Raw genomic sequence first — 23,297 nt, forward strand, 5'->3', positions numbered from 1 at the left:
CCCTCTCAATCTTTCTATTTCAGTCTATTCACCTACTATTTTACTAAAAAAATAAAAAGGTACAAGTTTTACCTTTTTATAGCGTATTGTAATAAGCTTGAACAAGTTCAACAAAATCTTCAACGTCATAGTCACTACCAAAATAATCGTTAGCACTTTCTGACCAATAATCAGTTGGGTCAACGTGGTCAGTTCCGCCAAGGTAGAGGCTAATCATTTCGTGTGTCCAAATAGTACCGTCACCATTTTCTTGACCAAGTGTTACGGGAAGGTCATATTTTTTTAGCATGTACGCCGTGTAATAAGCAGCATTGGCTAATTGCTTTGCAAAGCTGTCTTGTGAGGTTTCATGTGTTAATTCAAATTGAATGTAGTAAGGATTGGCTTTGGCACCAGCGCCTTGAGCTTCGTAATTTTCATCAGCAATACGAAGAATGGTTGCATCGTCGATGAAAGAATGGACAAAAATGCCTTCTGCATCATAATTTTGAACCATATAGTTCACTTCACTTTGGATAGTTGAATCATCAACGCCAGTATCGTGAATAATGATTCCACGAGGTTTACCATCAGAGGTTTTATAAGCGCTTTGTTCAAAGCTCTTTTCAATACTATCTGTAATCTCGCTGTGTGAATAGGTAAGTGTCCCAGCAATATATTGGTTGATGGCGTTTGTTTGCTGTAGTGAAATATCTTTGGTGTCGATATAGTAAGTTTCACCATTCATGTCAAATTCTGCAAGGGTAACTTCTTTTTCATTGATTTTAGCTTTGTAATAATAAGCATCGATAGATAACTCGGTGTCTTTTGGAAGACTGGTGCTTGAGCCATTCTTTGTGTAAATATTAGCTTTAGTGCTTGAGACAGTGGCTGTTTGAGACGTAGTGTAGTTGCTAGCTGATGACAAATCCAAGCCTTGATCAAGCGCGTGTGTAATAATTCCCGAAAAGAATAGTTTAGAAAAAATGATTATAAGTGCAGCAAAGGAAATGACTAAGACAGAAATGTTTAGGTAAACTGAGTTTTGATGTCGTTTCCTCCGAGAGAGATGTTTCTTTATTGTCATGCCTAAATTATAGTTTGATTGGCTTAAAGAAAAATAAAAAGACTAGCAAAATCAAAATGCTAGTCCTTTATTTGTTATCAGCTTTTCCGAAAAGTTTTTCGTACGTTTCTTTTCGATCTTTGGTAACGGCGATTTGGTTCAAATCAAGAGCAGAATCAAATCCGCCGAGATAACCTTGTGATGTATATTGATGAAGATCGTAATTCAAGTCTGTTTGTGGAGCGGCATCATAGTAACCAGAGTCAGAACCATAAGCAGGAATCCATACGGCATCAAAACCGTCAACAGAGATTTCTTGCTCAGTCATGAAGTAAGTACCAATGTAGATACCAACTTTTTCAGCTCCAAGTCGTTTTAATTCGCTTAAGAATGCCTGTACACCTTTATTCATGTCTGACATAGTTGCTTCCTCAACGTCAATCCAGTAGAAAGTAGGTTTGTAAGGTGAAGCATTTTCGTAGAAGGTCCTTGCTTCATTTTTCATTTCCTTGACGCTTTTTCCGAGGGCGTAACTGTAGACGGCTACAGGAACATTTCGCTTTTGAAATTCTTTAATATGTGTCTTAAACGATTTATCGATACCAGTTGTATAGGCAGCGTTGCTATCTTTACTGATTTGTGACCCTCCATAGACACGTACGATAGCACCAGAAATATTTTGAGATAAAGTGTCATAATCAATTTCATTTGGTAGTTGCCAACCTGAAACATCGATAATCGGATTAAGAACGAATTCTTCATCAGTTTCTGAAGTTGATGTAGTAGGGGTCGTGCTTGAGCTACTCATAGTTGGGATAGAAGCCTTAGCCGAAGCCAGTTGTTGCTTTCGTAAGCCGTCAGAGTGAGCTTTACCAATCACGAGAAGCAGCCCAAACAGGGCAAAGAAAACTACAACAACAATTGGTTTTAATCGTCTTCTCATTAGTCATATTTTAGCGTAAAAAGAATCAAAAATCAAAACAATGATCATTTTGTAACCAATTTGTCATATTTTTTAACAAACTATCTATGGACATCACGAAAGTCAGTAACGCCAGTAAAGCCTTTGCAATAAGCTTTTCTGGGGTATGTTATTTGAAAAGGCTTTCTAGTTCTGTAACAATTGTTTCAGGTTCTGTTTTTGCAGAAAAGCGTTTGACGACATTTCCATTTTGGTCAATGAGGAATTTGGCAAAATTCCATTCAATACGCTTGCCAAGAGGTCCTTTTGCTTGACTTTTTAGCCAGTCATAAAGTGGATTGGCTTCTTTACCATTGACTTTGATTTTAGCAAAACGTGGGAACGTAGTCTGATAATTTAGCGTGCAGAAAGTGTTGATTTCATCAGCAGTTCCAGGCGCTTGATTCATAAACTGGTTACAAGGAAAATCTAAAATTTCAAAGCCTTTGTCATGATAAGTATCGTAGAGTTTTTGCAAGCCTTCGTATTGTGGGGTTAAGCCACATCCAGTTGCTGTATTAACTACTAAAAGAACCTTGCCTTGGTATTTTGAAAGAGAAATATCAGTGCCGTCTTGAGCTTTGACGGTGAAGTCGTAGAGATTAGTCATGGTTGAGCTCCTCTGTGTAAGTGATGATTTGGTCGACAGTATCACTTAAGAATTGGATAGTGTCGCGCAGTGGTTGAGCTGTTGAGATATCAGCGCCGATTAATTTTGCGGTGTCAAGCGGTGTGCGTGAACCACCAGATTTTAAGAAATTAAGCCAATCTTTGTCACCATTCGGATTATGTTTTAAGTTAAGGTAACCAGTAGTTGAAATAACCATACCAGCAGAATAAGTATAGCTATAAAGTCCCATGTAGTAATGGCTTTGACGCATCCAAGTAAGTGCAGCGTCATCATCAATTTCAACAGCATCACCCCAGAATTGGCTTAAGACATCTTTCATAATGCTGTTTAGTTGTTCAGCACCAAATGTTTTACCTTCTTCAATCAAATTGTAAACACGACGTTGGAAGGCGGCTTCTAATAAGTGCGTGATGAAATTGTGGAAGTAAGTATCTGTCAAACGGTGAGCAAGAGCAAAACGTTTTTGACGTGGACTATCAAATTGTTTTTCCAGATAATCGCTTAAAAGCAGTTCGTTGAAGGTTGAAGGTGCTTCAACGTAGTAAGTGGACATGTGAGTGTTGAAGTAACTTTGGTTATTATCAGAGAAGATAAATTGACCAGAGTGACCAATTTCGTGAATGAGTGTGTAAACATCAGACATACGGCCCGTCCAACTCATTAAGATGTAAGGATGAACTTTGTATGGGTCGGCAGCGTAACCACCAGAATCTTTGTTGGCATTTGCCGCAAAGTCAACCCAGCGTTCTTTTCTGAAACGTGAGACTTCATTAGCGTATTCTTGCCCAAGAGGTGCCACAGATTTCATGACCAAATCATAAGCGTCATCAATGGTAACTTCAGGATTGAGTTCGCCGTCCAAATCAAGTTTCCAGTCAGCAAATGTCATTTTTTCAATGCCGTTGACTTTAGCAACATGTTTCAAATATTTTTGGGCTACTGGGGCAAATTCAGTCATGATAAGGTCGATTTGGCGATTGAACATGTCACGGTCAACTTCTTGTTCAGCCAGGAGATAATCAAAGACAGAATCATAACCTCGCATGTCAGAAATCATTTTTTCAGATTTAACCTGTGCGAGATAAGCGCTAGCTGCTGCGTTTTGGTGTTTGCGAAGGCCGGTAGAGAAAGAACGAAAGGCTTTTTCACGTACTTCAGCATTTTCATGATTTTGATAGAAGTTTTCATAAGTAACAAAAGAGTTTTTGTAAACTTTACCTTCTACTTCAAAATCATCCATGGCGAAGTCACCAGCTCGCATTTTTGTGTAAATATCTTGCGGAGCGCTAAAAACTTCACCAAGGTTGGTCAGTGTTTTTTCAACTTCTGGAGAGATGAAGTGACTTTTCTTGATTTTTGCTTGGCGGATGGCTGCGCTAAAATGCGGATTAGCTTCCAAAGTATCTAGAATTTCAGAATCTGCAGTAGCAAGAGCAGTGTCAAAGAAACTGAGTTCAACGTTAGCTTTGGTAAAGAAATCTGCACCAGCTTGAGCAATCTGAGCAAATTCTTCGTTGCTAAAATCAGTTGTTTGTGGCATAAAGGCGTAGTTGTCGATGTGACTCATTTCGATGTAGATTTGTTCAACTTCGTAAAGAGCGCGAGTGAAATCATCAACGGTTTTCAAATTATCTAGATAATTCTTTTTAAAAAGCGTGATATCCTCAAGTGTTTTTCCAATACTTCGTAAAAAATCTTCGCGGTCTTGGTAAAGGGCACTTAGATCCCAAAGTTCATTTTCAGGAAATTCTGAACGTTGTTTTAATTCCATGTTCTACCTCTTCTTATAACTTTATTATGACTCAGTATATCAGAAAAAAGTAGTGAAATAAAAAGAGAACTGTTAAAATTTTTTCAAAAATTTTTTTGGCTAGAAGAATTATTTTGCTAAAGCGGTGACATTGCTTATCTAACAAGCTTTGTTAGGATTGTTTTTGAAATTATTTCTTTAAAAAAGTCAGAAAATTATATAAAATAATGTGCAATTTATAGAAATTGGGTTACATTTTCCGTAAAAAGTGGTATGATTAAGTAGTACGCTTGTAATAAAGGATTAAAATCCGAACAAAAAAGGAGTGAAGAGTGTGACAATCCAAAAACTGGAGAACAATGATACCCAGTCGATCATTACCGAGGAAGTCAAAGTTTTAAAAAGCTTGCTCGATGAAACAACCCATCAGATGGTTGGTGATGAGGTATTTGCTAAAATTCAAAACATTGTTGAATTGTCAGCAAGTGATGAATACGTCAAACTTGAAGAATTAGTAGCTCAGTTAACCAACGAAGAGATGGTTGTTGTGTCTCGTTATTTTTCAATTTTGCCACTTTTAATCAACATTTCTGAAGACGTTGACTTTGCTTATGAAATCAACTACCAAAATAATACAAATCAAGATTATCTTGGCAAGCTCTCTATGACAGTTGACATGGTTTCAGAAAGCGAAAACTCTAAAGAAATCCTTGAAAATGTAAATGTTGTACCTGTATTGACTGCTCACCCAACACAAGTTCAACGTAAAACGGTTCTTGAATTAACAAACCATATTCACGACCTTTTGCGTAAATACCGTGATGTGAAAGCAGGAGTTGTAAATCGCGACAAATGGTACACTGACTTACGCCGTTACATTGAAATCATCATGCAAACGGACATCATTCGTGAGAAAAAACTTAAGGTAAAAAATGAAATTACCAATGTAATGGAATATTACAATGGATCCTTAATTCAAGCGATTACTAAATTGACATCAGAGTACAAACGTTTGGCTGCTGAAAAAGGTATCGACCTTGCAAATCCAAAACCTATCACAATGGGTATGTGGATTGGTGGTGACCGTGATGGTAACCCATACGTAACTGCTGAAACACTTCGTTTGTCAGCAACTGTTCAAAGTGAAGTCATTATCAATTACTACATTGAAAAATTGACAGGCCTTTATCGCACATTCTCACTTTCAACAGCGTTGACAAAAATCAGTCCCGAAGTTGAACGTTTGGCAGAACTCTCTAGCGATAAGTCAATTTACCGCGAAAATGAACCATACCGTAAAGCTTTCAATTACATCCAATCAAAATTAATTCAAACATTGATTGAATTGAAAGCTGGTCCAACTATTTCACGTCGTGCACTTGAAAATAGTAAACTTGGTTCAGATGTTTACGCAAGCACTAACAACGCAAGTGTTATTGCTAAATATTTGCAAAACAAAGTTAATAAAGTTTCATCAGAACTTCAAGATGAAATTCCAAGTTATAAAACTGCTCAAGAATTTAAAGACGACTTGCTCATCATCAAACAATCATTGCTTGATAACGATGATGATGCTCTCTTGACAGGTGACTTTAGCGAGTTGCTTCAAGCTGTAGATGTCTTTGGATTCTACCTTGCAACAATTGATATGCGTCAAGATTCAAGTGTTAACGAAGCTTGTGTCGCAGAATTGTTGAAATCAGCAAACATTGTTGATGATTACAGTGCTCTTTCTGAAGAAGAAAAAGTTAAAGTACTTCTTAAAGAATTGCAAGAAGATCCACGTACTTTGTCATCAACAAACGCTGAAAAATCAGAACAACTTCAAAAAGAATTGGCTATTTTCCAAACAGCTCGTTACCTTAAAGATAAATTAGGTGATGAAGTCATCAAACAACACATCATTTCACACACTGAAAGTGTTTCTGATATGTTTGAGTTGGCCATCATGCTTAAAGAAGTTGGTTTGCTTGATAACCAAAAAGCACGAGTTCAAATTGTTCCACTTTTTGAAACAATTGAAGATCTTGAAAACTCACGCGGTATTATGGAAGAATATCTTGATTATGATATCGTTCGTCGTTGGGTTACAGCTAACAAAGGTTACCAAGAAATTATGCTTGGTTACTCAGATAGTAACAAAGATGGTGGTTACCTATCATCTGTATGGACACTTTACAAAGCCCAAAATGAATTGACTCGTATCGGTTCAGAACGTGGCATTAAAGTGACATTTATCCATGGTCGTGGTGGTACTGTTGGCCGTGGTGGTGGTCCTTCATATGAAGCTATCACATCACAACCATTTGGTTCTATCAAAGATCGTATCCGTCTTACAGAACAAGGTGAAATCATCGAAAACAAATACGGTAACAAAGACGTTGCTTACTACAATCTTGAAATGTTGCTTTCAGCAACTGTTGACCGTATCGTAACTCGTATGATTACTAATCCTGATGAGATTGATACATTCCGTGAAACAATGGATGGTATTGTCACATACTCAAATGGCGTTTACCGTGATTTGGTATTTGGTAATCCACATTTCTACGATTACTTCTTCGAAGCTACTCCAATTAAAGAAGTATCAAGCTTGAACATTGGTTCACGTCCAGCTGCTCGTAAGACAATCACAGAAATTTCTGGTCTTCGTGCGATTCCTTGGGTATTCTCATGGTCACAAAGTCGTATCATGTTCCCAGGATGGTATGGTGTTGGTTCAGCCTTCAAACACTTTATTGATGCTGAAGAAGGTAACCTTGAAAAACTTCAACACATGTATGAAAAATGGCCATTCTTCCATTCACTTCTTTCAAATGTTGACATGGTATTGTCTAAATCAAATATGAATATTGCTTTACAATATTCACGATTGGCAGAAAGTGAAGAAGTTCGTGATGTTTTCAATATTATTCTTGATGAATGGCAATTGACAAAAGATGTCATCTTGGCAATTGAAAAACATGATAACTTGTTGGAAGAAAATCCATCACTTCGCGCAAGCTTGGATTATCGCATTCCATACTTTAACGTTTTGAATTACATTCAAATTGAGTTAATTAAACGCTTGCGTCATGATGAGTTAGACGAAGATTACGAAAAACTCATTCACACTACAATTAACGGTATTGCCACAGGATTACGTAATTCTGGCTGATATGTTTAACCAAAGTCGAGGTCTGGGATTAAGTTCTCAGACTTTGACTTTTTTTTAGTCCAGAAAGATGATATAATGTCATATGATAAATTCGAAGATATTATAGGTGACTCTATGAAAATTGATAAAAGGCATCTCCTAAATTATTCTATCCTTGTGCCTTATTTAATCCTTTCAGTAATTGGATTAATTGTTGTCTATTCAACAACCAGCGCGACACTGATTCAATACGGCGTAAATCCCTTTATGTCGGTGCTGAACCAAGGAGTCTTTTGGATAATTAGTCTAGTTGCTATTCTCTTTATATATAAGTTAAAATTAAACTTTTTAAAAAATTCCCGTACTTTGACAATGACGATGATGGTAGAAGTAGTGCTTTTGTTGATTGCACGTTTCTTTACTAAAACCGTTAATGGTGCTCACGGTTGGATTGTTATTGGTCCGATTAGTTTCCAACCAGCAGAGTATTTGAAAATTATTATTGTTTGGTTTTTGGCCTTTACTTTTGCTAGACGTCAGGAATTGATTTCAACGTATGATTATCAAGCTTTGACTAAGCGTAAGTGGTGGCCAACTAAGATGAGTGATTTGAAAGATTGGCGCGTGTATTCGTTAGTCATGATTCTTTTGGTTGCTGCTCAGCCCGACTTAGGAAATGCGGCCATCATTGTTCTGACTGGCTTGATTATGTATTCTATTAGTGGTATTGGTTACCGTTGGTTTTCAGCAATCCTAGCAACAGTAACAGCTCTTTCGACAGTCTTTCTTGGGATGATTGCTATTGTTGGGGTTGATAAGATGGGGAAAGTTCCAGTCTTTGGTTACGTTGCTAAACGTTTCAGTGCTTTCTTCAATCCATTTAATGACTTATCCGATTCAGGACACCAATTGGCACATTCTTACTATGCTATGAGTAATGGTGGTTGGTTTGGCCGTGGTCTTGGAAATTCCATTGAAAAAGCTGGTTATCTTCCAGAAGCAACAACAGACTTTGTTTTCCCAATTGTTATGGAAGAACTTGGAATGATTGGTGCAAGTCTTATTTTAGCTTTGCTATTTTTCTTGATTTTGCGAATCATGCATGTCGGAATCAAGGCTAAGAATCCATTTAACTCGATGATTGCCCTTGGAATTGGTGGAATGATTTTGATGCAAACCTTTGTTAATATTGGTGGTATCTCAGGTTTAATTCCATCTACAGGTGTTACCTTCCCATTCTTATCACAGGGAGGAAATAGTGTCTTGGTTCTTTCAGTAGCTGTCGGCTTCGTTCTGAATATCGATGCTAATGAAAAACGTGAAGAAATTTATCGCGAAGCAGAAGCTGAACTTCGAGCAAAACAACAAGTTACCCAAATTCAAGAAGATAACGTTATTGATTTAGATAGCTTTTATTAATAAATAGAAATCTCCTAAGAAATTAGGAGATTTTTTTGTAACCAATCCATTTTTTTAACGTTATAATAGTGAAAAGAAAAAATTTAGCTAGGTATTTTGATTTTCAAGCGTTATATCAAAAATGAGATTTGAAGGGAAAGGAAGGTGAATAGGATTAAACTGGATGGTTATGAAGTTGAATTATTAAAATTTGCACAAGAAATTGCGTATTATTTACAAAAATCTGGTGCTAGTGCTGAAAGTGCACACGATATTACTCAAGATGTTCTTGTAAAGATGCTAGAAAGTGAGATTATACTTCCTTTCGAGAAAATGAGGGCATGGATGTACCGTGTTGCAGTTAGACTTTATATTGATCGCTATCGACGTGATAAAAAGTATTGGGAAATCCTACAGAAAGAATTTTTTAGAGAAGAGAAACTTATTGTATTCGATTCACCGGATTATGAGCCACTCTATCAAGCTATTTTATTACTAGAAGAAAAGTATCGCATAACAATTGATTTATTTTATTTTCAGAACTTTTCTGTAAAAGAAATTAGTCAGGTGGTAGGAGTTTCTATTAGTAAAGTGAAAATTGATTTGATGAGAGGTCGTCGAAAATTGAAGAAAATATTGGAAAAAGAGGGATACACTTATGAAGAATTTAAGTGATTTTGAAAAAATTGCTCGAAAAAGTAAACGTCGAAATAGAATAAAAACAATTTTTATTAGTTCTATGGTAGCCTTATTAAGTTTAGGACTAATTATGAAAATTATGACAGAGGTGACTAGCCATAATGGTAATAAGGTAAAAGAGCATTATTTATTGATGTCAGAAATTGCTTATCCAAATATTTCTTATACTAATTGGTATTTTACACCGACATCAAATTATTCTGGACAGTTTCATTCAGATCGTTTTAAAACTATTGATGGGATTGAGGTGCCATATGAAAGTATGAATGCAAATTACTCATTGCGTATCGCTGATTTAGAGGATAGTGCTGTTTGGCAAACTGGTAATAAAACTACTTCTTATACCCATATTAATCATTACAAAAATCCAATGTTTTTCAATGTTAATCATGATTATAGTAGTGAAGATACATTTCAAGTAACTAAAGATATTAGTATAATTAAAGAAATGAACAAGCAAGCTGTTGAGGTAGCAGTTACTTTTGATAGAGGTTATACTTATCAAGAAATTCAAAATAAGATTCCAGATAATCTATTGATTAATTGGTATTGGATTGGAAGTAGTGGTAAAGGGGATACTGCTACTCTAACACCTGATACACAATATGGTTTAAAAAGTTATGAAGATGGGAAGTTAACAGAAAAAGATTTTTTACAATTCAGTTCAAATTTAAAAACTGCTCTTAATAAAGGTTATATAAGCGATAAGGTAGAAACAACATATCAAAATGGTAAGACAGTAAAAATAGATTCAAAAGAAGAGGTCGAAGATTATTTAAGTAACAGTAAAGATTTTAGAAGTGCCAAATTTTCTGGTGTTATTCTCACAGGGCGTGCTGAAAGCTTTGCACAACTTGAAAATAAAGATTGGATTTACGCTTCGAATATTGGTCAAAGTGTCATAATTCAGCCATATCACACCCTTACGAAATGAAGAATTCTTAAATTAAGCAGTAAAATACTTGCAATTCTTGCATAATTTGTTAAAATAGTAAGGTAAAGTTAGACTGTATTGCCTACTGTCTATCTATAAAATATATTTTATTGGAGGCTTTTACCCAAATGGCAAAAGAAAAATACGATCGTAGTAAACCACACGTTAACATTGGTACAATTGGACACGTTGACCACGGTAAAACTACTTTGACAGCTGCAATTACAACAGTTCTTGCTCGTCGTCTTCCAAGCGCAGTTAACACACCAAAAGACTACGCTTCTATCGATGCTGCTCCTGAAGAACGCGAACGCGGTATCACAATCAACACTGCACACGTTGAATACGAAACTGCTAAACGTCACTACGCTCACATCGACGCTCCAGGACACGCGGACTACGTTAAAAACATGATCACTGGTGCTGCCCAAATGGATGGTGCTATCCTTGTAGTAGCTTCAACAGATGGTCCAATGCCACAAACTCGTGAACACATCCTTCTTTCACGTCAAGTTGGTGTTAAACACCTTATCGTCTTCATGAACAAAGTTGACCTTGTTGATGACGAAGAATTGCTTGAATTGGTTGAAATGGAAATCCGTGACCTTCTTTCAGAATACGATTTCCCAGGTGATGAACTTCCAGTTATCCAAGGTTCAGCACTTAAAGCTCTTGAAGGTGACACTCACTACGAAGACATCATCATGGAATTGATGGATACTGTAGATGAATACATTCCAGAACCAGAACGTGATACAGACAAACCATTGCTTCTTCCAGTCGAAGACGTATTCTCAATCACTGGTCGTGGTACTGTAGCATCAGGACGTATCGACCGTGGTACTGTTAAAGTCAACGACGAAGTTGAAATCGTTGGTATCCGTGACGACATCCAAAAAGCTGTTGTTACTGGTGTTGAAATGTTCCGTAAACAACTTGATGAAGGTCTTGCAGGGGATAACGTTGGTGTTCTTCTTCGTGGTATCCAACGTGATGAAATCGAACGTGGTCAAGTTCTTGCTAAACCAGGTTCAATCCACCCACACACTAAATTCAAAGGTGAAGTTTACATCCTTACTAAAGAAGAAGGTGGACGTCACACTCCATTCTTCAACAACTACCGTCCTCAATTCTACTTCCGTACAACTGACGTTACTGGTTCAATCGAACTTCCAGCAGGTACTGAAATGGTAATGCCTGGTGATAACGTTACTATCGACGTTGAATTGATTCACCCAATCGCCGTTGAACAAGGTACTACATTCTCAATCCGTGAAGGTGGACGTACTGTTGGTTCAGGTATCGTTTCAGAAATCGAAGCTTAATTTTAGTTAATTAATTAAGTTCCCAGATAACAATTATTAGTCAGATAGTAATTGTGGAAAGAGTCCCGTAAGGGGCTCTTTTTTTGCAATTTCTTTCATGATTATGTGTAAAAATCCCCTCGAACCTTTAAAAGATGCTGAAAATATGATAAAATAAGTGGGTAAATAAAAATAGAAGAGGTATGTGAAATGTCACGTAAACCATTTATCGCTGGTAACTGGAAAATGAACAAAAATCCAGAAGAAGCTAAAGCATTCGTTGAAGCAGTAGCTTCTAAATTGCCTTCATCAGAACTTGTTGAAGCTGGTATCGCAGCTCCTGCACTTGACCTTTCAACAGTTCTTGCTGCAGCTAAAGGTTCTAACCTTAAAGTTGCTGCTGAAAACTGCTACTTTGAAAACGCTGGTGCTTTCACTGGTGAAAACAGCCCTAAAGTATTGTCTGAAATGGGAACTGACTACGTTGTAATCGGTCACTCAGAACGTCGTGAATACTTCCACGAAACTGACGAAGATATCAACAAAAAAGCTAAAGCAATCTTTGCTAACGGTATGCTTCCAATCATCTGCTGTGGTGAAACTCTTGAAACTTATGAAGCTGGTAAAGCTGCTGAATTCGTAGGTGGACAAGTTTCTGCTGCACTTGCTGGATTGTCAGAAGAACAAGTTTCTTCACTCGTTATTGCATACGAACCAATCTGGGCTATCGGTACTGGTAAATCAGCTAGCCAAGATGACGCACAAAAAATGTGTAAAGTAGTTCGTGACACAGTTGCAGCTGACTTCGGTCAAGCAGTAGCTGATAAAGTTCGCGTTCAATACGGTGGTTCAGTTAAACCTGAAAACGTTGCAGCTTACATGGCTTGCCCAGACGTTGATGGTGCCCTTGTTGGTGGTGCATCACTTCAACCAGAAAGCTTCCTTGCTCTTCTTGACTTTGTAAAATAATCAAGAAGAATCATTGAAGTCATATTAAAAACTACTTGTCTTAGGACAGGTAGTTTTTTTGTACTAAAAAGGCTTAGAACCTATGTTCCAAGCCTTTGTCTTTTAATAACGTCTAAGAATTTTTTTGAGATTATGGATAAGTTTGTATTTGAGTGGGTGTGGGTAATAACGGAATGTTCCCATCTTACGAGTAATATAGCCGTTATAGTTTTGTTTAAAGCGTAGAACGCCGTCAGAACCGTCGAATTCTCCTGTAATACCTAAGAGGTTATAAGTGGTAATACCACGTTTAATAGCTTCTAACATGACGTATTCCTGAAGAAGGGCTGGTGCATAGAATTTATTGAACTCAGGGTATGAACCAGAAAAGAGATAGACAGCTTCTTGTTTGGTATAAACGAAGAGGCTACCCGCTAAGATAACGTTTTGTGAGCCGTATTTTTCAATGAATGTTTTGGCTTCTGTAATACGTGTATCAAAGGTTGCTGATTGGCTTGATAATTCACGCAACTGATTTTGTTTCTTTTCAGAAGCATTATTATTTTCAATAGCTGTGCGAAGTTTCTCGATTCGTTTTTCGAGTTTAGCTTGGTCACTTTCAAGATGTTTGAGGTAATCTTGGAAATTAAGGCTTGCTACCATAAATTCACAAGCATCTCCAAAGCAATCATAGAAATCTTGATAGTAGTCTAGTGATTTATCGACATAATCTCTGCGGTTAGAAGTTGCAGAAGTGATTTCTTTGAAGAGTGGAAGTTCGCTACGATCAAGTTTTCGAAGAGTAATTCCAAATGTTTTAGCTTTCTTAACAAGTGGACGACCTTTTTTGCTAAATGATTTTAGTAAAGATTTTTCATCCAAATCAGTCAAATCTTTGACGTAATGCCAATCAGGTTCTCCTCCAGGGTAACCAGTCAAAAGCCCGTCGTGTTGGTAGCCAAGTGATGTGAAATCTTCAATCAAGTTGGTTCTTTCATCATCAGTTGGTTCACCGTTGGTGTCAAAGTGTTGATAGGTATCAAATGGTTTAACCAATAATTCGATGGCACCATTTTCTTTGGCGTAGCTTTGAAGGCCTTGGTAAAAGTCTTTTAGGTAAGATTGATTGCGAGAAGCAGGCCCGGAGTTAATCTCCATATGAAGCCCGCCAGCTACTGGTATACTGTAAAGGACACCAGCAACTTGGAGTTCATCAGCTTCTTTTAAACCAAGAAAAGTGACTTGATAGCCACGTTTTTCAAGCAAATCTGCCATTTCGACAGATTGCATGAATGATTTGTAGTTGACGGTATTGCAAAAAGTCTCAAAAACTTTTTTATCGATAATCTCAAGAGACATTAATGGCTATTTCTCCTTTGTTTGCGAATGTTATAAGCCAAGTTTGATAGTTTGTAAAGCAAACCATTTACTGGAATGTTAAATTCACCGATGAATTCTTCAATTGTTGGATTGAAGTTTGATTTGAATTTAGTCAAACCGTCATCGAGTGTTCCTTCAACACCACCCATATTTGCCCAGATGATGCCATCAGCGTAAGCATCTTCAAATACTTTTGGATAAAGTGAGTATTGAGGATAGAATTTTTTGAATTCATCGTTCATACCAGCGTAAAGCATTTCCATAACGTTACCGAATGACACTGATAAGATACCAGCAATGATTAATTCATCAGGGTATTTTTCAACGAATTCTTCAAACTCTTTGATGTATTTTGTAACAGAATTTTTTTGTTGAGTGAGTTTTGTCAAACGTTTCTTTTGGTGTTCAGCTGTTTCAGACAAGTCTTTCTCGATTTGAGCCAATTGTTCTTTGTATTCAGCCAAACGTTTTGGTAAGTTAACTTTTGCCAAGTGTAGGTAAGCATCATCACCATAAATTTCCATCATTTTACGGAAGTAATCTTCGTTACGAAGAGCAACACCTTTGCGGTTTTCTGTAAGGGCAACGACATCAGCAAAAGCTTTGACGTCATCGATTGTACCACGCGTAGTGATAACACCACGGTGAACGGCGTCTTTCATCAAACGTTTTGTGTGTTTAGGGAAAGTTGATGTCATGTCTTCTTGTGTGTAGACATTGGCTTGGAAACGAGGTTGGATGCTTTCAGCAATAGTTGTTGTGCGTCCAGTCCATTCACAGCCAGCAGCTTTTAAGTTGTCGATAGCAAGAAGTGTGTCTTTATTTTCATCAACTTCTTCACCGATTTTGTATTGTTTAAGCAACAAAGCTGGGTCCATTTTGATAAAAAGAGCGTGTTTTGTTTTACCGTATTTTTTAAGTGATTTGATGACAAATGCAACGAGTTCTTTGTTACTGTAATCCATAATTGGTCCACGTGGGATGTAAAGCATAGTGAAGCCAAGTGGCAATGCTTTGATTAGGATAGAAGCAGAAGCAACTAATTGGTCATCCTTGTAAAAACCAATACGTTCGTTGTCCCAATTGTCTTTAACTTTTTCCCAATTTGATGATTGTAAAAGGTTTGTTTGATTGCTTGATTTTGCAAAATTATCGTGTTCTTCAGCTGAGATACCGATTTTATAGCTATACATTATTTTAAGACCCACTCTCTAAGGGCGTGTGCAACGCCACTTTCTTCGTTTGATTTTGTAATATATTTAGCGATTTCTTTAAGTTCTGGTGTACCATTTTCCATAACAACTGGGTTTCCAACCGCTTCTAGCATGGCACGGTCATTTTCGGCATCACCGATTGCCATAGTTTGGTCAGGAGTAAGCCCCATTTTTTCAGCAAGGTGTTTGATGGCATTTCCTTTACTTGCGTTTTTATTCATGAATTCTAGATAAAATGGTGTTGATTTAACGATAGTGTATTTATCGAAGAACTCTTGTGGAATTTTTTCGATGGCTGCATCGAGGATTTCAGGTTCATCGATGAACATCATTTTAATAATTTCTTTATCGCCCATTTCTTCTGGAGTGCGGTAAAAAATTGGCATGTTAACCAAACTTGATTCATGAACCGTGTATTTTCCAATGTTGCGGTTAGCAGTGAAAATTCCTTTTTTCGTGATAGCGTGCATGTGAACATCTAATTTACGGCTAAGGAACTCAATATCAAGATAGTCTTCATAGGTCATGGTTTCAGTGATAATATTTTCACCAGTTGACGTATCTTGGACTAGCCCACCATTGAAGGTAATGACATAATCGCCTTCTTCTCTTAGGTTTAATTCGTTAAGAAGTGGCTGAACACCAGGAATTGGACGTCCAGTTGCGATAATGACCTTAACACCTTGTTTTTTAGCTTCTTGAACAGCTTCAAAAACCTCAGGCGTGACTTTACGGTCGTTGGTTAAAAGTGTGCCGTCGATGTCGACAGCGACTAATTTAATAGACATAAGGTTAGTTTACCCCTCCTAAAGAATCTCTACCTATATATCTTACTAAAAAGTGGCCTATTTGTCATGGGGGACACAAGGAATTCTAATAGGTACCGTTTTCATTTTAAAAAATGTAAAAGACAAGGAAAAACCTTTGACAAAATGTCTCGGAGTTTATCCTTGTCTTCTTAATCATGAAATATAAAATGATCGTTTGCGATATAGCTCATAAATTCCTTTTTGGTGTGTGCAAATAAGTCATCATCACTGAGCATTTCTTTTGGAAAATAAAAACGTCTATCTCCATAAATGGTGCCTGTTAAAGTTTTGACAATCGGTGAGATAGTTGATAATTCAACAACTGAACCATCTTTTTGAATCATGTTAATCTCAGTGCGAGGTTCTTTCTTTTCTGGGCGATAAATATCGTAAGGAAGATCAAAATTAACATGAATACCAGTGTAATACTCTGGCTCAAAGCCAACGGATTTGACTAAGTCGACTAAGTGGCTCAATTCTTGGCGCGATGCTTCTTCGAAAGTTACGGATTTAAAGACCTTTCGGTTAACAAAACGGCTGGCTAAATCAGCTAAAATGTCATCTTCAGCAGTCATCCATGCCTGGAAATAAGTGTTCATTACACCATCATCTAGTGAAAGATAATCATGCAAGTTGGCATGATTAGCTAAAAATGGCATGAGGTTTGGTGATGTTCTTTCAAAGAAACGGTTATCAATCTGATAAAGATATTTAGCACGTTTTAAAAGATTTTGTAGAAGAACTTCCATTGCTCGGCTAGCTGGATGGAAGTAGACTTGCATGTACATTTGAAATCGGCTGACAATATAATCTTCAACAGCGTGCATGCCATTGTATTCAAAAACAATACCATCTTTTGTTGGTCGAATAACTCGTAGAATACGTGTTAAATCAAATTGACCGTAGTTAGCGCCACTATAGTAAGAGTCACGTAAAAGATAATCCATTCGGTCGCAGTCAATCTGGCTAGAGATGAGTTGCACCACTTGCTTGTTGTGGTAAGTGTGGTTGATGACACTTGCCACTTTTTCAGGAAAAACTGGGGATACTCGGCGTAAAATCGCATTAACTTCCGTGTCAGGACTAGTGATAATTTCTTGAGTAATAGCTTCGTGGTCAGTATCGAAAAGCTTTTCAAAAGTGTGTGAATAAGCACCATGCCCCACATCGTGTAAGAGGGCTGCTACCATGGTTAAGAGATTTTCATTTGAATCCCAGATATCTGGAAATTTAGCATCAAAAATCTCAGTAACTCGTCTAGCAATCTCATAAACACCTAAGCAGTGTGAAAAACGACTGTGCTCTGCACCATGGAAGGTAAATACAGTTGTCGAGACTTGCTTGACGCGACGTAGGCGTTGAAATTCTTTACTATTAATAAGGTCATAAATGACCGGATGATTGATAGTTATATAATTGTGAACAGGGTCACGAAATACTTTTTCATTCATAGTTTCATTATAACAAAAATGCCAAAAATAATATTGGCTTAACTTTTAAAAGGTTTATGTTTACGAAAGTTAAAAAATTGCTTATAATGGAGTTTATGACAAATGAACTTATTTTACGTTTAATCCAACTTTTTTTGGTATTCCTAATCGTTTGGGTTTTGGGAAATATCTTTTATCATGCCAAAAAAAATAAGATTAATTTAAAGGAAAAATTCTGGACAGGACTATGGATTGGTTACTTGACAGATTTATTAGATACATTAGGAATTGGGACTTTTGCTACAAGCACAGCCCTTTTTAAAGCGACAAAGTTAATTAAGGATGACAAGCAGATACCTGCAACCTTATCGACAGCACACGTTATTCCGGTATTGATTGAGGCGCTTTGCTTTATCACGATTGTTAAGGTAGAGTTGCCAACTTTACTGACAATGGCTACAGCCTCATTTGCAGGAGCTTTTGTTGGTACACGAATCACAAAAAATTGGGATACGCGCCGTGTTCAAAGAGTGCTCGGAACTTTGTTGATTGTTGCAGCTTTTATCATGGTTTATCGTATGATTGTTAATCCAGGAGCTGGTATGAGTGATGGTGTTCATGGGCTTCACGGTATCTGGCTTGTGCTTGGGATTGCTTTTAATTTCACAATTGGTATTTTGATGACGATGGGACTTGGTAATTATGCTCCTGAGTTGATTTTCTTTTCAATGCTTGGGATTAATCCGTCGATTGCCCTTCCAGTGATGATGCTTGATGCAGCTGTTATTATGTCGGCAAGTACGACAGATTTTATTAAATCTGGACGTGTGAATTGGCCAGGAGTCCTTGGAATCATTGTTGGTGGTTCTTTTGGGGTATTGACTGCTGCATTTTTCCTTAGCCAGCTTGATATCAATAATTTTAAAGTTCTTATTATTTTCATTGCAATCTTTACAGGAACAAGTTTACTTCGTTCATCTGCTATTAAGCGTTAAGACAGCGTTATTATTGGCTTTACGAGGAAAGAATTGGTATAATTTTAGAGAAAGGAAGAAGCTTACATTAAATGAAACTTCATATTAAGAATAAAATTGATTTAGATGGACAAGTTGAGTTAGTTGAGCAATCATACCCAGTCAAATTAACAGAAAAAAATGGTCATATTTACTTGACTTACACCAATGAAGAAAAAGAAACGGTTATGCTAAAATGTAATGACCAAGAGTTGATTATGACACGTTTTTCAACACCAAAATCAATCATGAGATTTCATCGTGAAAATCCAGCTTTGGTTGCCATTCCTACCCCAGTTGGTTTGCAACATTTACAAACACAAACCAGTGTCTATGAGTTGGATGTTGACCAACAAAATCTTAAAATTCATTATCAATTGAAACAACTTGAAGGCGATAATGTTTTTGCTAATTATCAGCTAGAAATCAAGTGGTTGTAAGCCTAACCAAAGCTTGATATATCAAGCCTTGAGGCTCATGCGTTTAGTTGACAAACGTTTTGAAAATTGATATGATTACTCTGTATTCAAGGGAGTAGCAGGCGATTTTTACATTTATTTTTGCTATCTCTATCGTTACCTTGCTTTGCTGAACATTAGTCCAATTTTTAGCAAGGTTGTTTAGAGTGAACACGAAACTAAATGATAAAAATTCAGTGCGCAATTTGCGACTGAAAAATCGCGTTTATGTCGTCATTACGAAATCACTGATTTCCGGCATAATCTTAAACAGCGAGACTTGTTTTAAAAAAACAGGTCTCTTTTTCTATAGAGGAGACCATAGGAGGAAGCTATTTTGTCTAAAGAACAAAGTAAAGCTCTGTTTTACACACAGAGCAAAGATGAAACATTGGATGCTCTAAATTCATCACGTGAAGGTTTGTCTACAGCTGAAGCACAAAAACGCTTAGACGAATTTGGTCACAATGAACTTGATGAAGGTGAAAAACGTGGCTTATTTGCCAAATTCATCGATCAATTCAAGGATTTGATGATTATCATCTTGTTGGTTGCAGCGGCTCTTTCTGTTATCACAGAAGGAATGCACGGTTTAACAGATGCTTTAATCATTCTTGCAGTTGTTATCTTGAACGCGGCTTTTGGTGTTTACCAAGAAGGTCAAGCAGAAGCAGCTATTGAAGCCCTTAAGGACATGTCAAGTCAAATTGCGCGTGTTCGTCGTGATGGCCATGTGGTGGAAATTGATTCACGTGAATTAGTTCCAGGCGACATTGTCATGCTTGAAGCAGGTGATGTTGTCCCAGCTGATATGCGTCTTTTAGAAGCTGCATCATTAAAAATTGAAGAAGCAGCTTTGACAGGGGAATCAGTTCCAGTTGATAAAGATTTGTCTGTAGAAGTTCCAGCGGATGCGGGAATTGGTGACCGTGTAAACATGGCTTACCAAAACTCAAACGTCACATACGGACGTGGTGTCGGTGTTGTTGTCAATACTGGTATGTACACTGAAGTTGGTAAAATTGCTGACATGCTTGCTAATGCTGACGAAACAGATACACCACTTAAACAAAGCCTTAACCAATTGTCTAAAGTATTGACTTACTTGATCGTTGGGATTGCTGCTGTTACTTTCCTTATCGGTGTTTTTGTCCGCGGCGAAGCTCCGCTTAATGGATTGATGGTTGCCGTTGCTCTTGCTGTTGCTGCTATTCCAGAAGGACTTCCAGCCATCGTAACAATTGTTTTGTCAATGGGGACAACAACCTTAGCCAAACGTAATTCTATCGTTCGTAAATTGCCAGCTGTTGAAACACTTGGTTCTACAGAAATCATTGCCTCAGATAAAACAGGGACATTGACAATGAACCAAATGACAGTTGAAAAAGTGTACACAAATGGTCAATTGCAAAATGCTACTAGCGAAATTGCAGCTGATAACAACACACTTCGTGTGATGAACTTTGCAAATGATACAAAAATTGATCCAAATGGTAAATTGATTGGTGACCCTACTGAAACAGCACTTGTTCAATTTGGGCTTGATCACAGTTTTGATATTCGTGAAGTGCTAAAAAATGAACCTCGTGTAGCAGAACTACCATTTGATTCAGACCGTAAATTGATGTCAACTATTCATAAAGAAGCTGATGGTAAATATTTTGTTGCGGTCAAAGGGGCACCAGATCAATTGCTAAAACGTGTGACACGTATTGAAGAAAATGGCCAAGTTCGTGACATCACTGATGCTGAGAAAAAAGCTATTTTGACAGTTAATAAAGATCTTGCCAAACAAGCTCTTCGTGTCTTGATGATGGCTTACAAATACGTCTCTGAAGTGCCAACACTTGAATCAGAAATTGTTGAATCTGATTTGATTTTCTCAGGTCTTGTCGGAATGATTGACCCAGAACGTCCAGAAGCAGCTAAAGCTGTTGCTGTCGCTAAAGAAGCTGGTATTCGTCCAATTATGATTACTGGTGACCACCAAGATACAGCAGAAGCTATTGCTAAACGTCTTGGTATTATCGAAGACGATGGTCAAGATCATGTCTTCACTGGTGCTGAACTTAATGAATTGTCAGATGAAGAATTCCAAAAAGTCTTCAAACAATACTCAGTTTATGCGCGTGTGTCTCCTGAACACAAAGTTCGTATCGTAAAAGCATGGCAAAATGAAGGTAAAGTTGTTGCCATGACTGGTGATGGTGTTAATGATGCGCCATCACTTAAGACAGCTGATATCGGTATCGGTATGGGGATTACTGGTACAGAAGTTTCTAAAGGAGCTTCTGATATGGTCCTTGCTGACGATAACTTTGCAACGATTATCGTTGCCGTTGAAGAAGGACGTAAAGTCTTCTCTAATATTCAAAAATCAATTCAATACCTTCTTTCAGCTAACATGGCTGAAGTCTTCACAATCTTCTTTGCAACACTATTTGGTTGGGACGTTCTTCAACCTGTTCACCTTCTATGGATTAACTTGGTAACAGATACGCTACCAGCGATTGCGCTTGGTGTTGAACCAGCTGAACCAGATGTGATGACTCACAAACCTCGTGGACGTAAATCAAACTTCTTTGATGGTGGGGTTATGGGAGCGATTATCTATCAAGGTATTTTCCAAACCTTACTTGTTTTAGGTGTTTACGGATGGGCATTGATGTTCCCAGAACATGCTTCAAATCGTATGATGCACGAAGATGCTTTGACAATGGCATTTGCTACCCTTGGTTTGATTCAATTGCTTCATGCCTTTAACGTTAAATCTGTTTACCAATCAATCTTTACAGTTGGAGCTTTCAGAAATAGAACCTTTAACTGGGCAATTCCAGTAGCCTTCCTACTATTGATGGTAACTATTGCAGTACCTGGATTTAACCAATTATTCCACGTTTCACACTTGAGTGTGACACAATGGTTAGCAGTCATCATCGGAAGCTTGCTCATGGTAGTTTTGACAGAAATTGTCAAAGCTGTACAACGTTTACTTGGACAAGATGAAAAAGCAATTTAGTGTAAATAGATAGGCTAGGACAAAATTCCTCAACCTCTTTATTTACGTAGTTAGAATATGCAAAACGCAGTGGTTAAGTGGGTTCTAATGCGTTGATAAATCAACTTTTACAACCCTACTTAACTTTGCGGGGGTGGAACGACGAAATCGAATTTCTTTGAAATTACCGATTTCTGTTCCACTCCCTTTTTTTACTTTCTGAAAATCTTTGAAACGTTTTATGATAGAATAGTCTGGGGAGGCTTTCATGATTAAAGCAATTATATTTGATATGGATGGTGTTTTATTTAACACTGAGAATTTTTATTTTGACCGTCGTGAGGCATTTTTAGGAAGTAAAGGCATTTCTATCAAGCATTTGCCACCTAAATTTTTTGTAGGTGGACGGATGGATCAGTTCTGGGAAAAAATTTTAGGCGATAAGATTTCAGACTATGATACAAAAGCTTTGGAAGCAGAGTACACTGCTTATAAAAATGTTCATCGACCAGATTATAGCCAATTAGTTTTTCCAGATGCTAAAAAAGTTTTAGCTGATTTAAAGGCAAAAGGATTTGTCTTAGCATTGGCTTCAAACACTGTGCGAAAAGATGTTGAACGAGCTTTGACGAAATGTGGTTTGATTGAATATTTTACCTACATTTTGACAGGTGATGATTTTAAAGAAGGTAAACCAAATCCTGCAATTTACAATGCTGCTTGTGCTAAATTAGGATTCGATAAAGGTAATATTGTTATTATTGAAGATAGTCAAAAAGGAATTCAAGCTGGAGTAGCTGCAGGTGTGCGAGTGATTGCCATTCGTGATAAAGTATTTGGCATTGATCAATCACAAGCTAGCCTTTTAGTTGATAGTTTAACCGAAGCTGTGCAAGTAATTGAAAAAGAAGTTTAAAGGCATTGTCATATTGAAAAGTAATTGTTTTAGGAAGAGTAGCCTAAGCTAGGTAAAGAAAATGGCTGCTAATGGTAGCCAATAGCAATTTTACTGCCTTTATGATAAAATAAAAAGGCAGTAAGGAAATCTATAAAAGCGTCAAAAAGTAAAGATAAACTGATTATAGATTTGATTAATTAAGTCTAAAAAGCAGAGTGAAAATTCCTATTTTCATCTTGCTTTCTTAACGGACTTAATATCTTATGTTAACTGAATACGTTCTACGAGTTG

At 37.2% G+C, this 23,297-nt stretch carries 18 protein-coding genes; 10 read left to right on the forward strand and 8 right to left on the reverse strand.

Annotation, left to right across the window (positions count from 1 at the left end; all coding sequences use genetic code 11):
• Positions 1-76: 76 nt before the first annotated feature.
• The 4 genes from BLP98_RS00790 to pepF form a co-directional block, all read right to left on the reverse strand.
• Positions 77-1,066 (reverse strand): peptidoglycan recognition protein family protein, encoded by a 990-nt coding sequence (locus tag BLP98_RS00790; protein ID WP_074481459.1) that lies wholly within the window; start codon positions 1,064-1,066, stop codon positions 77-79.
• A gap of 67 nt (positions 1,067-1,133) precedes the next feature.
• Positions 1,134-1,988 (reverse strand): glycoside hydrolase family 25 protein, encoded by an 855-nt coding sequence (locus BLP98_RS00795; RefSeq protein WP_039696541.1) that lies wholly within the window; start codon positions 1,986-1,988, stop codon positions 1,134-1,136.
• A gap of 148 nt (positions 1,989-2,136) precedes the next feature.
• Positions 2,137-2,616 carry a glutathione peroxidase gene (locus tag BLP98_RS00800; protein ID WP_074481460.1) on the reverse strand — a complete coding sequence of 160 codons (480 nt, stop codon included), beginning with the start codon at positions 2,614-2,616 and terminating at the stop codon, positions 2,137-2,139.
• Positions 2,609-4,408, reverse strand: a complete 1,800-nt coding sequence (gene pepF, locus BLP98_RS00805) for an oligoendopeptidase F (protein WP_074481461.1) — start codon at positions 4,406-4,408, stop codon at positions 2,609-2,611. The genes BLP98_RS00800 and pepF overlap by 8 nt, the downstream gene beginning before the upstream one ends.
• Before the next feature lie 313 nt (positions 4,409-4,721).
• On the opposite strand from pepF, the gene ppc reads away from it, so the two are divergent.
• From ppc to tpiA, 6 genes are all read left to right on the forward strand, one after another.
• Positions 4,722-7,544 carry a phosphoenolpyruvate carboxylase gene (gene ppc / locus BLP98_RS00810; RefSeq protein ID WP_074481462.1) on the forward strand — a complete coding sequence of 941 codons (2,823 nt, stop codon included), beginning with the start codon at positions 4,722-4,724 and terminating at the stop codon, positions 7,542-7,544.
• A 114-nt stretch (positions 7,545-7,658) separates the two neighbouring features.
• The gene (gene ftsW / locus BLP98_RS00815) at positions 7,659-8,942 is read left to right on the forward strand and encodes a cell division peptidoglycan polymerase FtsW (protein ID WP_074481463.1); all 1,284 of its coding nucleotides are present in this window, start codon (positions 7,659-7,661) and stop codon (positions 8,940-8,942) included.
• Between the two features lie 144 nt (positions 8,943-9,086).
• Positions 9,087-9,596 carry an RNA polymerase sigma factor gene (locus tag BLP98_RS00820; RefSeq protein WP_074481464.1) on the forward strand — a complete coding sequence of 170 codons (510 nt, stop codon included), beginning with the start codon at positions 9,087-9,089 and terminating at the stop codon, positions 9,594-9,596.
• On the forward strand, positions 9,580-10,554 hold the full coding sequence (locus tag BLP98_RS00825; RefSeq protein WP_074481465.1) for an anti sigma factor C-terminal domain-containing protein: 975 nt from the start codon (positions 9,580-9,582) through the stop codon (positions 10,552-10,554). Before BLP98_RS00820 ends, BLP98_RS00825 begins: the two co-directional genes overlap by 17 nt.
• Positions 10,555-10,682: 128 nt before the next feature.
• Positions 10,683-11,879 (forward strand): elongation factor Tu, encoded by a 1,197-nt coding sequence (gene tuf / locus BLP98_RS00830; RefSeq protein WP_074481466.1) that lies wholly within the window; start codon positions 10,683-10,685, stop codon positions 11,877-11,879.
• A gap of 189 nt (positions 11,880-12,068) precedes the next feature.
• Positions 12,069-12,827: a triose-phosphate isomerase gene (gene tpiA, locus BLP98_RS00835; protein WP_009854602.1), complete on the forward strand. Its 759-nt coding sequence runs from the start codon at positions 12,069-12,071 to the stop codon at positions 12,825-12,827.
• Positions 12,828-12,929: 102 nt separating this feature from the next.
• On the opposite strand, the gene BLP98_RS00840 is transcribed toward tpiA, so the two are convergent.
• From BLP98_RS00840 to BLP98_RS00855, 4 genes are all read right to left on the reverse strand, one after another.
• On the reverse strand, positions 12,930-14,165 hold the full coding sequence (locus BLP98_RS00840; RefSeq protein ID WP_074481467.1) for an aminoacyltransferase: 1,236 nt from the start codon (positions 14,163-14,165) through the stop codon (positions 12,930-12,932).
• A complete protein-coding gene (locus tag BLP98_RS00845; protein WP_074481468.1) occupies positions 14,165-15,379 on the reverse strand; it encodes an aminoacyltransferase in 1,215 nt (404 codons plus the stop codon). Before BLP98_RS00845 ends, BLP98_RS00840 begins: the two co-directional genes overlap by 1 nt.
• Positions 15,379-16,188, reverse strand: coding sequence for a sugar-phosphatase (gene yidA, locus BLP98_RS00850; protein WP_074481469.1), 810 nt, complete (start codon positions 16,186-16,188; stop codon positions 15,379-15,381). The genes BLP98_RS00845 and yidA overlap by 1 nt, the downstream gene beginning before the upstream one ends.
• A gap of 170 nt (positions 16,189-16,358) precedes the next feature.
• Positions 16,359-17,660: an HD domain-containing protein gene (locus tag BLP98_RS00855; RefSeq protein WP_074481470.1), complete on the reverse strand. Its 1,302-nt coding sequence runs from the start codon at positions 17,658-17,660 to the stop codon at positions 16,359-16,361.
• A 95-nt stretch (positions 17,661-17,755) separates the two neighbouring features.
• Here BLP98_RS00855 and BLP98_RS00860 point away from each other — a divergent pair, with 95 nt between their 5' ends.
• From BLP98_RS00860 to BLP98_RS00875, 4 genes are all read left to right on the forward strand, one after another.
• The gene (locus BLP98_RS00860; protein WP_074481471.1) at positions 17,756-18,634 is read left to right on the forward strand and encodes a sulfite exporter TauE/SafE family protein; all 879 of its coding nucleotides are present in this window, start codon (positions 17,756-17,758) and stop codon (positions 18,632-18,634) included.
• A 71-nt stretch (positions 18,635-18,705) separates the two neighbouring features.
• Entirely contained in the window at positions 18,706-19,092 is a 387-nt protein-coding gene (locus tag BLP98_RS00865) for a YwiB family protein (RefSeq protein WP_074481472.1), read from the forward strand.
• Between the two features lie 355 nt (positions 19,093-19,447).
• On the forward strand, positions 19,448-22,129 hold the full coding sequence (locus BLP98_RS00870; protein WP_074481473.1) for a cation-translocating P-type ATPase: 2,682 nt from the start codon (positions 19,448-19,450) through the stop codon (positions 22,127-22,129).
• 247 nt (positions 22,130-22,376) lie between these two features.
• Complete coding sequence (locus BLP98_RS00875) at positions 22,377-23,024, forward strand: HAD family hydrolase (RefSeq protein ID WP_074481474.1); 648 nt, start codon at positions 22,377-22,379, stop codon at positions 23,022-23,024.
• Positions 23,025-23,297: the final 273 nt, after the last annotated feature.

The organism is Streptococcus equinus (assembly GCF_900104225.1).
GTDB classification, from domain to species: domain Bacteria; phylum Bacillota; class Bacilli; order Lactobacillales; family Streptococcaceae; genus Streptococcus; species Streptococcus equinus_D.

Excerpts from the sequence above, each read along its gene's own strand:
- BLP98_RS00790 (WP_074481459.1), bottom strand. The coding sequence starts at position 1,066 with ATGACAATAAAGAAACATCTCTCTCGGAGGAAACGACATCAAAACTCA.
- BLP98_RS00795 (WP_039696541.1), bottom strand. The coding sequence starts at position 1,988 with ATGAGAAGACGATTAAAACCAATTGTTGTTGTAGTTTTCTTTGCCCTG.
- BLP98_RS00800 (WP_074481460.1), bottom strand. The coding sequence starts at position 2,616 with ATGACTAATCTCTACGACTTCACCGTCAAAGCTCAAGACGGCACTGAT.
- pepF (WP_074481461.1), bottom strand. The coding sequence starts at position 4,408 with ATGGAATTAAAACAACGTTCAGAATTTCCTGAAAATGAACTTTGGGAT.
- ftsW (WP_074481463.1), top strand. The coding sequence starts at position 7,659 with ATGAAAATTGATAAAAGGCATCTCCTAAATTATTCTATCCTTGTGCCT.
- BLP98_RS00825 (WP_074481465.1), top strand. The coding sequence starts at position 9,580 with ATGAAGAATTTAAGTGATTTTGAAAAAATTGCTCGAAAAAGTAAACGT.
- tuf (WP_074481466.1), top strand. The coding sequence starts at position 10,683 with ATGGCAAAAGAAAAATACGATCGTAGTAAACCACACGTTAACATTGGT.
- tpiA (WP_009854602.1), top strand. The coding sequence starts at position 12,069 with ATGTCACGTAAACCATTTATCGCTGGTAACTGGAAAATGAACAAAAAT.
- BLP98_RS00840 (WP_074481467.1), bottom strand. The coding sequence starts at position 14,165 with ATGTCTCTTGAGATTATCGATAAAAAAGTTTTTGAGACTTTTTGCAAT.
- BLP98_RS00845 (WP_074481468.1), bottom strand. The coding sequence starts at position 15,379 with ATGTATAGCTATAAAATCGGTATCTCAGCTGAAGAACACGATAATTTT.
- yidA (WP_074481469.1), bottom strand. The coding sequence starts at position 16,188 with ATGTCTATTAAATTAGTCGCTGTCGACATCGACGGCACACTTTTAACC.
- BLP98_RS00855 (WP_074481470.1), bottom strand. The coding sequence starts at position 17,660 with ATGAATGAAAAAGTATTTCGTGACCCTGTTCACAATTATATAACTATC.
- BLP98_RS00860 (WP_074481471.1), top strand. The coding sequence starts at position 17,756 with ATGACAAATGAACTTATTTTACGTTTAATCCAACTTTTTTTGGTATTC.
- BLP98_RS00865 (WP_074481472.1), top strand. The coding sequence starts at position 18,706 with ATGAAACTTCATATTAAGAATAAAATTGATTTAGATGGACAAGTTGAG.
- BLP98_RS00875 (WP_074481474.1), top strand. The coding sequence starts at position 22,377 with ATGATTAAAGCAATTATATTTGATATGGATGGTGTTTTATTTAACACT.